We start from the raw sequence: 15,053 nt of genomic DNA on the forward strand, positions 1-15,053 counted from the left end.
GAAGCGGTGACCCCGCTATCATATAAGCAAGAACATGAGCGATGCCCTCGCAGAAATACGACAAGGTCCTTAGGCCTCCATCTCGAGCGCGCGAACAAGCTGTTGAACTCGACCCTGCGTTTTTCCCCGGATGGGCTCTGAAGCAGGGATTGTTCCGAGACGGCGCCTTCGTCTTGGGCCTAGACCGCTGGATCGCGGCGACGGAACGCACCTTTGTCTGCCCGCAAGTGACCGCACGAAAGCAGATCATGAATCATCATACGATCCTCTCAGAGACAGCTCGGCAAGACTCGAAGATAGTTGTCGTGATTCCGACGTTAAATGAAGAGCGAACGATCGTCGCCGTGATTGCTTCACTTGCTCGTGAAAAGGCCAGATTAGCCAATCTCCAGATTGTCGTCGCTGACGGAGGCAGCGCGGACCGAACAGTAACGTTAGCCAAGGAACAGGGTGAAATTTATCCCTTCGTCTGTGTCATCAACAATCCCAAACGACTGCAAAGTGCGGCCGTCAATCTGGTTGCTCGGCAATGGCGCAATCAAGCTGACGTGCTGGTTCGTTGCGACGCTCATGCGCATTATCCTGAACGCTTTGTCGAGCAACTGCTCACGACTCTTATCAATACCGGCGCAGATTCAGTCGTGGTCCCGATGGATTCAGTTGGGCGCGATTGCTTGGAGAAGGCTGTGGCCTGGGTTTCAGATACTCCCTTAGGGTCTGGCGGGTCAGCGCATCGCGGCGGCAAACGCAGTGGCTTAGTCGACCATGGCCATCACGCAGCATTCAGGTTGTCGAGTTTCCTCGATAACGGCGGTTATGACGAGACCTTCAGCCATAATGAAGATGCCGAATTCGACTGTCGGCTAAATGCTCGCGGTGGAAGGGTCTTTCTCGACGGAGATATCCGTCTCCAATATCATCCACGCAATAACTTCCGCAGCCTCGCTAAACAATATTTCAACTATGGCAAGGGCCGATCGCGTACTGTTCGCCGGCATCCTCATGCAATGCGGCTGCGCCAGATTGTGGTACCGGCTCATTTCGTACTTACGATCGTTTCGTTTCTTGTCGTCCTGATCACCAGAAGCTGGCTGGCTCTTGCTTGGCCGCTCCTCTATTTGACCGTGCTGATGGCCATGTCGCTTATGCTCGGATTCAAGCATAAATCCATCTGTGGACTGCTGGCCGGTTTTGCTGCGGCATGTATGCATTTTTCATGGGCTTCGGGCTTCTTCTGGGGATTGATCAACATAAGAGAACACCGTTGGCTGCCCGTGAAGGCTCCGGCCTAATGCTCCCTTCAGACATGGAAGCGGGCTCCATTGGCGGGATCGAAGGACCAGATTCGGGTGGGATCGTTGATGAGATCGCGATCCCGCCAATCAGATCTGAATCGCGTGGGATGGGGGCGTTGTTGGCAGAAAACCCGTGCATCAATGTCACAGCGTTGGGTGATCGTCATTTCTTGTTAAGCTATAAACCGATGAGGCTGGTAGATAGGATGCTGTGGTCAGAATCCAGTGCGAAACGACAACCAGTAGTCGGGCGATGAAAGCGACCAGAAGACGATTTCTCGCATGGGGCTACGGCGCGGGAATCGGGCTCGGCTTCGATTTTGCCAGACGGGCGAATGCCCGTCAGCCGAACTTCGCGGTCTCGTTTGACGCCGCCGTCGAGAACTACACTCCCCTCGCCGACTACAGCTTCGGAACGGGCGCAGCGCCCCGCGGAGCTACGCGTATCGCCGATGCTGATATCCTTGCCTCTTTCTTCAACCACTGGGCGGCAAATCTCCGCTCGCCGACCGCGACGATCAATACCGAGAATCAGCGCTACATGCCCTTCTCTTCAAGGGAAAACTTCGTTTTCGCCGAAGACGCGCTGGAACTGACCGCGACGTTGCCGCATGGCGGCGGTCTCGGGTCGGTCGTCGTGACTGCGAATGCGGCCGGTTCGCGGACCCTCGCCGTTTCGGACGCAAGCGCCATCTGCGTCGGGCGGGTAGTCTCCTTCGGCGAACGCCAGCTCGCAAACCAGCACGTGACGCTGGGATGCGGCATCCGCGGCAAACTGGCGGACGGCGACAGCGTCACACTGAGCTTCGATCTTTCGGCCACCGGCCAGGAGGCGATCACGCTCAGCGAGACCGTCAGCGCAACCTCCACTCACCGGGCGCTGGCGCAGATTCTCGTCGACCGTATTAACGCCGATGCGCGCCTGAGCGCGCTCGGCATTGCCGCCATCAAGGGGACCAGCCCCGGCAGCTACTGGATCACCTATCCCCGCCTTAACAATCCCGGCGGCCCGCCGTTCGGTAGGGCGGCCAATGGCTCCATGCAATGGTTGAGCCTTTCGGCCGGCCGAAACGGCAGCGTAACGCATGAGCGCAAGGCTAGTGTCTTCCTGACCTGGGTCACAGGACGCGAGGGCAACAACATCACCCTTAACCACCCGGTGACTGCTCAGGCTGGGCAGAAGCTTCACCTCATGCCTTCGAAAATGATGGAGCGATCCGACGCCTATCAAGGCATTTCCGCCACGATTCCTCTGGCCGACACCGAGGGGCTGGAGATCGGACAGGCTGTCACCTTCGGTTACAATGACCGCCAATACCGGCCGATCGTCTCGAAGACGGTGGACAGCATCACCGTCAACGACGGCGTCAACGTCACAGAGGGCCTGTTCGTCACCTCGCAACCGATCTGGCTGGCGAAAGTCGCCGCCGAGGTCAAGAACAGCAATATCATGACCTTCGAGGCGATCCCTGCCGGAGTGAGTGTGGGGCAGCAGGTGATCCGGCAGGACACCAACCCCAACAACAATGTTAAGGTCGTCGCCATCGACCGGACGTCCTCACCGCAGAAAGTGACGCTCAGCGGGCGCGTCACCATGCCGGTGGACGGCACGGCCCTCTTCCACCCGCCGATCCATTCGGGACAGATATGGTCGAAGGTCGGCTATACGCCCGGCGAGTTCGGCCGCGACTGGATCGCTCTCGAACTGAAATGCGACCTGCCCGACAGCGCCGATATCGGCGCATGGCCGGCGTTCTGGCTGTTTCGCGACCCATACCAGCTGACCGACATGCCCACTCCCAAGGACAGCGCCTCGGAAATCGACATGACGGACCTGTTTGTTTACTGGTCCAACCTGAGCACCAACAGCCATCGCCCCGCCAATGGCAAACCCACGACCGAAATCTATCGCAACACCGCCTTTCATAACGGCGAATATGTAGTAGGAAACAACATGGGCCTGAAGACCCGGAAGATCCAGGCAATCTGGTCCACCGACCAGGTCTTCTACTACATCGACGGCATTCTGGTCTGGGCGCGCAACTTCACCTACAACCGCTCGGCGCGAGCGCAGATCGCGGCCAATCTGGCTGTCGGAACGACTTCCCCGAATTTCACCGGCAACGGTTTCTTCCCGCTCGACTTTAGTCGGTTTCCGATGAAGTTCCGATTGAGGCGCCTGCGCATCTTAGCCGCGGCTGACTGAACCCTTTCGAGACGTGGCGGCAACGCCACGCGCAAGCCAGGACCGCTTGAACAGGCCACGATCCATGCCGGTGCTCTTGAAATCGGGACATCGACGGGTGTCTAGCGACTCCAACGAGGGGGTCATAAAATTGCGACCGCTTTCGCTGCGAGCTCGACGTCCGTTTCCATTCAGGTTGCTTTGGAGCTTAGCCGCATGAATGAACTAAATAGTTTACAGTACTTGAGGGCCATCGCCAGTATCGCGGTGGTATTCTTCCATTGCGGCGGCAAGGCACGTATTGACTTCACAGTCGGTCAATCCGGCGTGGACCTGTTTTTCATCATCAGCGGCTTTCTCATGATGGTGATTACCAACGAGCGCAGCAATCCGCGGGAATTCCTTCGAAGACGCCTCCAACGCATCGTTCCGCTTTATTGGGTGGTCACGACCGTCCTTTTAATCGGAGCAGTAGCGGGATTTTTTCCGAGTGTGAGGCTGACAGCCTGGCATATTGTTTCTTCCTACCTCTTCATCCCAAGCGTGTCCCCGAGTAACGGACACATCTACCCGCTTCTCGTTCCAGGATGGACGCTAGTATATGAAATGTTCTTTTATCTCAGCTTTAGCATGGTGCTTTGCCTACGAACTACCGAACGCCGCAGGCTCATCCTTCTCACGACTGTATTTGTCGTTCTGATTGCAGCGGGACAAAAACTGGAGCCGGAGCAAGCCATACTCAAGACGTTCACCCCCATGCTCCTCGAGTTTTTTTTAGCGGGATGCTGGATCGGCTTGGCCTGGAAAGAAGGCTACCGGATTCCGTCGTTCTTTAGTGCTATCTTCATAGGCATCGGCGTGTTGCTGCTCTCGGCTACCATGCTCTACGGCCGATTTGCAATCGACCACCGTCTGCTCTTCTATGGCGTTCCAATGTTGCTCGTCTTCGTTGGCGTTCTCCGTTACGAACAAATTGGTGCGGTCAGAGAATGGCCGATGTTGCACTTCCTTGGCAACGCAAGCTACTCGATTTACTTGTGGCACACACTTGCGATCTCTGCCGCGGCAAAGGTGGCGATTATGCTAGGGATTGGCGACATTTCGACGTTTGCATTCTTAGCCCTCGCTGGCATTGTCGTCGGCTCAATCGGTTATGCCTTACTTGAAAGGCCCGTGCTCACTGCGATCAAGTTGAGCGGTCGTGCCACGCCCGGCGGGGTACAGATCGCGGCCAATCTGGCCGTAGAAACGGACTTCCGCAAACTTCACCAACAACGGCTTCGTCTCACTCGACTCCCGCCGGCTTCCGATGAAGTTCCGATTGAAGCGCCTGCGCATCGTGGCGGTGGCCAATTGAATCCTTTCAAGACAAGGCGGTAACGCCACGCGCAAACCAAGGCTGCTCGAACAGGGTCATGCATCATTGAGCCGGCTCTCGGATGACTTGGTGTTTACGAAAACTGTGTTGTGTGTGGACGAATTGAGATTTAATATGGCAAGTAGGCAAGTCAGTTCAGTGCAGTCAGGCTTTTCCCTTTCCGACAATAGCCTTGACTTGATTCGGATAATTGCGGCAGCGCAGGTTGCGATCTATCACATTTGGGCCCGCATCCAGCCAAGCGATAGCGGCGGCTGGATAATCGAGGCGCTGAAGTATTTTCCCGGCGTGCCCGTTTTCTTCTTCATTAGCGGTTTCGTCATAATGGCCGCATGGCGTCGCGACCCGGATATTCCTCGGTATTGCGTATCGCGCGCGTTTCGCATTCTGCCTGCTTATTACGCGGTGTTCTTGTTTTCACTTGTGTCCATCTTGGTGCTTTACAGCGATCCGGTCGATCAGAACCTGAAGCAAATGGGGCTATGGATCATTGCTCAGATCGTCGTGCTCCCAAGCTGGAATCCTGATTTTCTGAGAGAGTACGGAAACGGCACGGTCAACGGCTCCCTCTGGACTATCCCGGTCGAGATTTCGTTCTACGCCTGTGCGATTGCCATCGGCCTCTGGGGTCGGGATCGCCGCCGAACGACGCGCCTTCTCATTTCAGTGATCGCAGTCTCGCTAGCTGTAAATGTCTACGCTCACTATTTCATGACTCCGCCAGGCGAGAAGGCGGACTTCACGACGAAATTCCTTACCGTATCGCCGCTGTCCTTCGTCAGCTGGATATGGATGTTCTGCATCGGCGGACTTGCGGCCTCATGGTTCGACACGATCGTCAGGCCCGCCGTCCGTTGGTTCTTTCCAATTCTGGCAACCTTTCTGGTTCTCTCGGTTGTCGGGACGATGTGGGGGATACCGGGGGTCCTTCGCCCCTTCGGAAACAATGTCGGCTTGGCCAATATGATCGCAATCGCGGCGCTGGTGTTCAGCTTCGCATTTCGTTATCCGGATCTGGGACGAAAACTTCTAGGCGGAAACGACTATTCCTACGGCCTTTACCTCTTCCACTGGCCCGTTATGAATCTGTTTCTGGAACTTGGCTATAGCGGCTGGTATTGTGTCGTCCTTGCTCTCGTTGGTTCGGCGGCGATGGCAGCGATCAGCTGGTGGTTCGCCGAAAAGCCGATGTTGCGCGTAGGTAAATCGGTAAGAGAACGGTTACGCGCACGGCAGCCTGTGAGCCCCCGGCAGCAGAGCCAGATGATCGCTCCATAAACGTTGCGCCGGTTCAGCTATGATCCAGCGAGCCGGAGCGTGGCATTTCGAAGGGGCGCGGCAGCGGTTTCACTAAACCCCGGGAAGTCACCCAGTTTGCTTGGGGACAGCAAAAGTTCGGCACATGGGCCAGCTGTGCCAGTGAGATCGATGCGGTGCCGACGACGCCGTCCGCCAGATGACCCTCTCACGCTCAAGGTGCTAGTCTTATAAAATCTCGATAACCTAACCCCTACCGGACGACAATTCCCATGGCAGGTCCGTCCTATCCCAAAAGCGGCACACGCTTCAAAGCCGACCTCCAAGACAACGCCGAGCCGCAGACGAGACAACTGATGAGAATTTTGTTCGCTAATATTGTTTATCCCACGCCTTTGAATCCGAAAATCGTCGGAGGCGCTGAGGTATCGGTAAAAGCTCTAGCAGAGACCTTCGCATCAATGGGACACGCTGTTGCGGTAATTCGAGGGCATGATTCTGGCCTACCCGACAGTTTCGAAGTAGTTAATGGGGTTGAAGTTCATAGTTTCAATATCAGAAATTTCTACTGGCCTTTTGACCACACGCCGAGAGGAAAACTGAAAAAACTTATTTGGCATGTTGTTGATAATCTTGGACTGGCGCCGAAAGGCGTAGACCGAGTTTTTGATGAATTTAAGCCCGACGTTGTTCATACCAATAATATTATCGGACTGAGTTGGGGCATATGGCGGAAGGCGCACCAACGAAACATTCCAATCATGCATGTATTGAGGGACTACTACCTTTCCTGTGGCCGAAGCGCTCGCTTCAAACACAACGCGATTTGTGAAACGACTTGCCGTGACTGCAAAATTGCAACTTACAAGCGGTCAGCAATGACGAAATTAGTGCAGGGAGTAAGCGGCAACAGCCTGGCAATCCTTAATATTCATCTACAAGAGGGACTCTTTGCGAATGCCCGGCTGAAGACAAATATAGCCAACATTGCCGTACCTCGCGAGATAGAAAGGGTTCCGAGCCAGACCCTGCGCTTTGGCTTTATCGGTCGTGCATCAGTTGAAAAAGGACTCGAATTCTTAGTAACATCATATGGCGGAACTCGATACGATTGTCAGCTCGTGATCGCAGGCGAGGCAAGAGAAGAAGTTCGAAGTGAGCTGCAAGCGCTTTCTGGAAAGCCCATAAAGTTTCTAGGCTTCGTGCCACCCGAATCATTTTATGCGCAGGTGGACGTCGTGGTCGTACCATCTCTTTGGGCTGAACCTCTTCCGCGAGCTGTTCTGGAGGCCTACTCGTATGGGCTGCCCGTTCTCGGTTCTGATCGTGGAGGCATTCCCGAGGCCATTGGAAATGCCGGTGGTGGCTGGCTTTTCGATCCCAGGAAGATCGATTCATTGACAGCATTGATGGACATGCTCTGCGCTGATCCGCTGTTGCTCGATCACGCATCGACAAAGGCGAAGGAGCGGGCGGAAGATTTTTCGCAAGAGAAGATTGTTGCGCAGCATTTCGCTGCGCTCAAAGAGCTCGTCGGCCATGAAGGAAGTTCAAGATAGTGGGCGTTTGAACTACCGACACACCTCACCTCGCTCCATTGAAAATTTCCATGAAAACATCTCCCTGGTCCCGGGCCTTGTTACCGCTGTCGGTTGCGGCACCTAATGTCGCAAACTTTTTGCTTATTATGGCGGTCGCCGCGTTATTGCCGGCAACGGCTTTTGCGACGTTCAGCCTGATGTGGGGGATTGCTCAGTTTATAGCAGTTGTAGCCTACGAATGGCTCCGTCTCGCAACAATCCGGTATTCTCCCGGCAAGGAAGCGGGCATAGGACTGACCAAGAATTACCCAATCCTATTTCTCTATCGCGCAATGATCCTTGGCGGACTTTGCGTGGCCATTGTTAGCTCGTTGATCCCCGGGATCGGCATTGGAACGTTCGGAATCTTCTTTTTTGCAACCGCCAATTCAGCCTTCGAAGGCCGCCAAGCGTACTTTCGTGCCACCCAACAAAACAAACGATATATATCATCTTCTCTTGTCCGAACAGCAATGTCGATGATTTCGACTATTGGCGCGGCTTGGGTCACCAAGGACGGGATGGCGACACTAATAGGCTTAGGATTTTCGTCTCTGATACCCCTTCTATTCTCATCGAAAGCCGAAATGAAGTCGGCCTTCCGAAAAGATCGAGCTGATCTGCAGAGCGTCACTGAACTAGCAAAATATGGCTCGGGGCTGGCCCTATCCGGCATCGTTTCTGTTGCTACCGTTAGCCTGACACGAGCGTTCATTTTCGAGGGCAGCCATCCGCAGAAAGCCGCCGCTCTATTGCTGGTATTGGAAATTTCTCAAAAGATAACACAAGGCATGGGCATGAGCCTCAATCTCCTACTATTCCCCTCTGCTGCACAGGCTGTTGGTCGCGGAGCAGAGGAGTTCAACAATGTCATTGGATATCAAATAGCATTGGTTGCGGCCGCGATGATGCCTGCAACGATCGGGCTGATCCTTATAACGCCGTCGCTAGCTTGGGTCTTTCCAGGAAAATTCATTCAGTCATCGCCAGATAGCATCTTTATCATTTTAGCTCTCGGCTTCATCGCGTTTCGAAATTTCTCTAGCGATGTCGTCTTTGCTCTAATTGGTAACGTGCGTCCCGTTTGCTATGGACCGATCATAGGCCTGTTGATCAACGCAACGGTCGCCTATGCTGGCGCGGCCTATCTGAACGCACCTGAAACATCGTCCGCTTTGGCATTCTTCATAGGAAGCGCCGTCGCTATGTTGATCAGTTTGGTCTTTTCCAGACAGCGGACGCGATGGAAGATATACACCAGAACGATGTTTGGCACCGCCATCGCGACAACGGCATTGTCCACTCTTGGACTTCTTGTGAATGTGAGGACAGGGCCGCTCTCTTTGGCCGCCATTATTTGTCTTGGAGTAATTGTCTATGCGGCGGTCTTGATATCCTTCGACGCATTTCAAATGCGGACAATGTTGGTAAAAAAACTACGAGCTAACTGATGGCTATCGCTTGGGCGGCGCCTCTGTAACGATAATTCGTGCGGGACTTCCAACAGCGGCAGAGCCCGCTGGAACATCTCTCAGAACCACTGAGTTTGCTCCAACGACGGAGCCGTTACCTAAATTAACTTCTCCAATCACTACCGCACCTGCGTAAAGTATCACATTATCACCGACTGCTGGATAGCTCCTATCCGTCATCTTGTTGCGACCCAGGGTCGTGCATTGATATATTGTACAGCCGTCCCCAACTTTGACGCCTTCGCCTATGACGATGCCTACCGGATGAGGAAAATGTAACCTCGCCCCCAGACAAGCATCAGTGGAGATATAGCACCCGGCTCCTTCCACAAACATGATATGGGCCAGCCTGCCGAATAACCGGCACAAGACATTCTTGTTCGATGCAGCTTTAGAAAAGCGCCAAGTAGAGATCACCCTAAAGCCAGGTGAAAAAATGAAACCAAAAACTGCCCCAACTAGCGTCGGCGGACGAGAGTGAGTAACAAGATCATCTCTCCACATCTTCTTCACCTCTGGACAGATTGGGGCAGAGCGCGTTCTTACATTGCTTAAACCAGTCGAAACGCTCAAGGACTGCGTCACGTAACGTGGCAAAATTGCAAGATCATTTTTGAGAGTGTACTAACCGCGTCGGAGTTGCCGGATTGTGGGCCACAGAACAATCAAGCTGAATAAGACGGCCAGGAAGACGGGCTGGAGCAATTGTCCTCCGGAAGCGAGCCAGGCATAAAAGCCGGCAATCTTCAGTTCTACAGGCCCTCGGGATCGCCAAAGGCAGACCATCAAGAACAGGAAGCCCGCAACGGCGCCCAATATCCCGTACTCATAAAGCAGTTTTGCCCAGGTCGGGCCGTGGATCTCCCATCGGCCCTCATACCAAATGTCGGCATACATACTCAATGAAGGCGCAAGACTGCCGGATCCATTGCCAAGCCACGTTCTTTCGAAGGAAGTCATTCCCGCTTCAACGACCGACTGCGGTGCGATGAAACGCGCCCAGGCGCTCGAGCCTTCTCGATTGAACTCGTCCAACCTATGCAGGAAATAACCGTCGAAAACAAACGCATCGAGTGGGGGTATGATCGCAAAGCCCACGGCGAGAATGGCCGTAGCACGGAGAAGCGCCTTCGGTTTGGTCGGTATCAGCAGTCCTGCCGCGACGACGAACATCCCGGTGCCTGAAAAGCTCAGCAGGATGCCGACGCCGTATATTGCGAGACGCAACAGCCTGCGAAAGTACAAGAATTCTATGAGAATGGCGAACCCGAGTAGATTCGACAGTTCCGAAGGCTCTCTCAGAAAAAATCCGTTGGCTTTGAAAAAGCTGCCGGCATCGGCGCCCGTGTTCCAGCCGCCTTTATCCACGATGGCACGAGGAATGATCAGCGAAATATTGAAAACCCAGGAAAGCCTTACGACGAATTGAGACAGGAACTGCACCACCGCGATGATTGAGATTGCGATCATGCAGTTCAGGAAGAAGCGTATCGTTCTTTCATAGAGCGCGTCCGTAACGGCTGTTCGCGCAACCGTAAACACGAACGGGAAGTAGAGGACGATCAGATAATACATCGACGCCGACGAAATGTTCGGCCCGGTCGCCGATAGCTTCGTCAGGAGAATGCTGTAGACAAAAATGAGGTAGGCTCCCAGCTTCGCCCAATCGAGCGCCAGGTTTCTTTCGAGAAACAGGGCCGGCAATGCCGCATACATGGCGATCATGCTGATGCTGAGCGAAAAATCCTCCTTCAAACCGATCCCGAAATATGCAAGGAAAATAAAGGAAACGATGATGCCGAGCACAGCTCTTCTGGTGAGCGTATGGAAAACTCGCGCGCCAGGATCTCCGACAACGAAGCCCGTCGGAGCGAATTTGGGTGGGTTGTTATGAATGTCTGAGGCCATTCGCGATAACCGTTAAATTTGCAGCGACCGAGGTTCGCTGTGGCCCACTCTAGCCCGCCCGCCGCTGGCTTTTGGGCGGTGCAAGGTTGCTCCAACCTCGATCACTTTCTCGACGAACCGCTTGCCGTTGCTGGACCAGTCGAAGAGCCCTTTCGCGGCTTGGAAGGCCGCGACCTGCATCTGCTGGAGCCTGTCAGGGTCGTTCACCGCTTCGACGATAGCCTTCAGCAGAGGCTCCGTTTCCGAATAGCTCACAACGTGAGGAGCGACCGTATCCGGAAGGCCCTCGAGGGCATGCGTGTAACCGCCGACTGGCACGCGTTGGAAGATATAGTCCAGCATTTTCAGCTTGAAGCCGCCGCCGGTCCGGTCGACGACGAGACCCATCCGCGCATTCTCGAACTCGGCGGTCGGGTCGTCCACGAAGCCGAGCAGCCGCGTCGCTTTCCACCGGCGCGCCCGGATTTCGTGGAAATCCTCGGGGATCTTGCCGATGACCCGGAATTCGATTCCGTTCTGGAAAAAGAACTCGTCCGCACTTTCGACGAATTCCAGCAGGTTCATCCGCTTGGCGAGCCAGGTATAGGAGCCGATTGCGATTACCCGTTTCGGCACGGCGTCTGAAATCGAGCGGGATTCGACGACGGCGCCGCGATATCCCGGGGGGATGACCAGGCTGTCCAGCTTGGGATTGATCTCTCTGAAACTGACAGCATCCTTCTCTGTGAGCGTAACCATCAGATCGCAACGAGCGGCCAGCAATCGTTCGGCGGCTGCGGTGCGTTTGGCATTCAGCTTGAGAAGGGTCTTCTTGACCGGGTTGCCGGAATAGGAATCAGCGATGCCGCGGGTAACATGCGTTTCGAAATCATGTGCGATATGGACGACCGGCCCCCGGAAGCGCGCCTTCTCGATCAGGGGAATCGCAAGTGCCAGCGCATAATGATCGAGCACCACGGCGTCCCAGGGGTCGCGCGTCAGAGCCTGAAAGATCGCATCCGTGTATCCCCGCACGTCGTTCTTTGCACCCGACATCGGCAGACTGCTGTAGAGGAATTTCAGGCTCGAATTTGGCCTGGCATGGACGGGCCGCCAGTCCACCGCGGAGGATGAAGGCTGAAACTGCCCTTTGCTCTGGTCGGTGAGGCCAATATAGGACAGCGTCACGCCGGGTTGCTCAGCGACAGCGCAAACGAAACTATAGCTGTAGACGCGGTCTCCCGCATCCAGGGTCAAATCGACCGAACGGCCTAGCCAAAGAACACGCACTCGTTGTCTCCTGTCTCTGCCGTCTCAGGCGACGTCCGAGGCCGGGCGTTTCGAAGCCCGGTAGTCGTTGATGAGGCGACGCAGCCGGCTATCATTCGCCGTCCCGATAAGAACGACATCGACGTCGGGACGGCTGGTAGCAAAGATGAGCCGATCCCTCACGAACTCCGGTGACAGAGGCACGCTGTCCGGCGGACGGGCGCCACCGAATATCTCGCGTGCGATTACGAGAAGGCCGGCTGCCCGGCGCTTGTGCAGCCGCTCTGCATCGACACCATCCAGGACGTCGAGCGTGACCTGGACTGCGTCGATCCGATCGTCGTCGAGCGCAGCCTCGAGGGCTTCGACGTCATCGCAGGCCGCACCGATCCTCTTCGCCGCGCCGCGCCGCTTGATTGCCTGGAGTGTGGAAACAGCGTCTTTTCGTCTCAGGACATCCGCCGATGGGCTGTGCAACAGGAGAATGTCGACCGAATCCGTCTGCAGCCGCGCGAGGCTCTCCCGGAAATTCCGTTCGACATAGTCGCCCGAAAAATCCTGCGGCAGGATCCGCGCGCGAACCGTACGGACAGCCGACGCGCCGCCCGCCCGGCGCAGCAGCGATTTGATCGTGCCCTTCAGCAGGAAGGCAGGCTTGAAGTACCACGGAAAATACTGGCCGACCTTGGTGCAAATGACAAAGCTGCCGTTGCTGCTTCGAAGGAATTTTCCGATATGACGTTCGCTGTCGCCCTGTGCGTAGATGTCGGCGGTATCGTAAAACGTGATCCCGACCTCTGCTGCCGTCTGAAGAAGCTTTTCGGGCGGTGTGCTGTCCTGGGCACCGATCGAGCCTAGCCGGCTGCAACCAAGCCCGATGCGGGTGATATCGCGGATGGATGCGTCCGTCTGCGCGGTGGATGCCATTATCCAGTCCCTTCGCCTCTTCGCACGATCAGCGCTTTTGCAATTTGTCGATAAGCTTGCCGAGGCGGTTTTCCATCATCCGCTGCCGGTAGCCGGCCCTATAGTCGCGTTGCCCGGTAACCATGTCAGGCAGAGGGGCGATCTTCTCAAAAGTCGTCTGGGGCACGGTCGCAATGCCGCTGGCGCCCGCGCGTTGCACCATCATGGTGAGTTCGTTGATGTGGATCAGAAAGTTCGGCGGCATCGGCTGTTTTCGTCCATCGCGCATGGCCCGGTCCATTTCTGCGAGTCCCAGAAGCTTGTCTTGCGCGTAGATTTCGCGACGCCGCAGCCAACTGACGAACCTGTGCTTGAACGATTTGCCAACACCTTTTTCCGCCTCGACCGCATGGGACTTCCAGCGCCGCGCCAATTTGAGTTTTCTGCCGCCGATGCCGAAAATCCGGCCGACGAGCGGTTGATTACGCGCCGTATAGGCCTTTCGGGCAGCCAGACTGACACGCGAATACCGTTCCAGGTGGACTGGCGTCTGATCGTGAAAGATGTTGTCCGCACCGAGTTCCCCGGCGTCGCCGACAATGCGGAAACGGTGGTCGCGTGGCGCAACCCACGAGCAGGTGATGCGCGCCGCAACCCCTTCGTCAAAGTCGAGGCATACGACGGAGAGGTCCGGTGTATCGGCGGGATTGAGCGGCGTATCTGTCTTGTGCGGGATCAGGTTCTTGGAATAGGCGGTCACCGCTCTTGCCGGACCGAACATCGCACAGATCCACACGAGGTGGTAGGCTAAATGCTCCACCGTGCAGCCTTCCTGCAGTTCCTCCACATAGGGGAAGGGCGCGCCGGTCGGGCTCTCCATCTCTTCCAGGTTCATCAGATGGGCGGGATTGTCGTCCAACTCGGCATAGACGAGAACCGGCTTGCCGATAGCGCCGTCTAGAACGGCTTTCCACATGGTGGCAACGGAATCGCAGTAGAGATTGCAAGGGGCACCCGCCAACACAAGCCCGCGCCTCTCCGCCAAGGCAAAGAGCTCCTTGGTGGTATCGAGTTCGGTCGTGACCGGTTTTTCGGAATAGACGTGCTTGCCTGCTTCAAGCGCGCGTCTGGTGATTTCATAGTGGGAATTAATCGTGGTCAGGTTGACGACGATTTCCACACGTGGATCAGCGAGAAGTGCGTCATAGTCCGCATAGACATGAAAGCCGTAATGTTTCGAAACGGTCTCAGAGCGGCGCTTGTCGATATCGAAGACGCCGCAGATCTCCATCTCCGGATAAGCCCAGCGTGTACGCATATAAATGTCGAAGACATAACCGCAGCCGACGAAAGCAAGCTTCATATTCCGTCTTCCTGTCTTGCGACGATCGCTGCGCAGGACGACATCACGGGAGATTTTTCGCTAGAATTCATGAATATATCAAGCGCATAGCTGAGCTGTTTACTGGGGGCCTGTCCAAGGCGATCATCTTCGATTTCATAGTCTAGTATATGTCGGGCTCAGGCGAGGCAGCAGAATGCGAGCGCCTTGCTGCCAACCGCTCCAATCCTTCGAGCCTTTCCATGATCCTCAATTCGTAAAAGCGATTACGAATTTCAGTTGCTCTCAATGTATGCCCCCGGACGCCCCCTAACATCGATCACAAGCTCGAAAACTTTATGGAGCAACGTTGGCTTTCGCTTTGATTGGGCGATGTTCCTCGAACACCCGCTTGCAATCGGCTCGATACCAGAACCTCTATTTCTGCGAAATGGAATAGCGAAAATTGCGTATTTCTGTCATCGTTCCAAGTATCGTATCTA

At 55.4% G+C, this 15,053-nt stretch carries 10 protein-coding genes; 6 read left to right on the forward strand and 4 right to left on the reverse strand.

Annotated elements, in window-relative coordinates:
- Positions 1-41 precede the first annotated feature (41 nt).
- From IVB28_RS25985 to IVB28_RS26010, 6 genes are all read left to right on the forward strand, one after another.
- Positions 42-1,292, forward strand: coding sequence for a glycosyltransferase family 2 protein (locus tag IVB28_RS25985; RefSeq protein ID WP_247529944.1), 1,251 nt, complete (start codon positions 42-44; stop codon positions 1,290-1,292).
- 256 nt (positions 1,293-1,548) lie between these two features.
- Positions 1,549-3,501, forward strand: a complete 1,953-nt coding sequence (locus tag IVB28_RS25990; RefSeq protein WP_247529945.1) for a hypothetical protein — start codon at positions 1,549-1,551, stop codon at positions 3,499-3,501.
- A 195-nt stretch (positions 3,502-3,696) separates the two neighbouring features.
- Positions 3,697-4,860, forward strand: a complete 1,164-nt coding sequence (locus IVB28_RS25995) for an acyltransferase (RefSeq protein WP_247529946.1) — start codon at positions 3,697-3,699, stop codon at positions 4,858-4,860.
- A gap of 112 nt (positions 4,861-4,972) precedes the next feature.
- Positions 4,973-6,136 (forward strand): acyltransferase, encoded by a 1,164-nt coding sequence (locus IVB28_RS26000; RefSeq protein ID WP_247529947.1) that lies wholly within the window; start codon positions 4,973-4,975, stop codon positions 6,134-6,136.
- Between the two features lie 251 nt (positions 6,137-6,387).
- Entirely contained in the window at positions 6,388-7,674 is a 1,287-nt protein-coding gene (locus IVB28_RS26005) for a glycosyltransferase family 4 protein (RefSeq protein ID WP_247529948.1), read from the forward strand.
- A 50-nt stretch (positions 7,675-7,724) separates the two neighbouring features.
- Positions 7,725-9,146, forward strand: coding sequence for a hypothetical protein (locus IVB28_RS26010; protein WP_247529950.1), 1,422 nt, complete (start codon positions 7,725-7,727; stop codon positions 9,144-9,146).
- A gap of 645 nt (positions 9,147-9,791) precedes the next feature.
- On the opposite strand, the gene IVB28_RS26015 is transcribed toward IVB28_RS26010, so the two are convergent.
- The 4 genes from IVB28_RS26015 to IVB28_RS26030 are packed head-to-tail and all read right to left on the reverse strand — an operon-like array spanning position 9,792 to position 14,592.
- On the reverse strand, positions 9,792-11,075 hold the full coding sequence (locus tag IVB28_RS26015) for a hypothetical protein (RefSeq protein ID WP_247529952.1): 1,284 nt from the start codon (positions 11,073-11,075) through the stop codon (positions 9,792-9,794).
- A gap of 12 nt (positions 11,076-11,087) precedes the next feature.
- Entirely contained in the window at positions 11,088-12,344 is a 1,257-nt protein-coding gene (locus IVB28_RS26020; protein ID WP_247529954.1) for a glycosyltransferase, read from the reverse strand.
- A 24-nt stretch (positions 12,345-12,368) separates the two neighbouring features.
- The gene (locus IVB28_RS26025) at positions 12,369-13,250 is read right to left on the reverse strand and encodes an aldo/keto reductase (protein WP_247529955.1); all 882 of its coding nucleotides are present in this window, start codon (positions 13,248-13,250) and stop codon (positions 12,369-12,371) included.
- A gap of 28 nt (positions 13,251-13,278) precedes the next feature.
- A complete protein-coding gene (locus IVB28_RS26030; protein ID WP_247529957.1) occupies positions 13,279-14,592 on the reverse strand; it encodes a Gfo/Idh/MocA family oxidoreductase in 1,314 nt (437 codons plus the stop codon).
- Positions 14,593-15,053: the final 461 nt, after the last annotated feature.

Origin of the sequence: Bradyrhizobium sp. 199, assembly GCF_023073355.1 — a bacterium.
GTDB lineage: Bacteria > Pseudomonadota > Alphaproteobacteria > Rhizobiales > Xanthobacteraceae > Bradyrhizobium.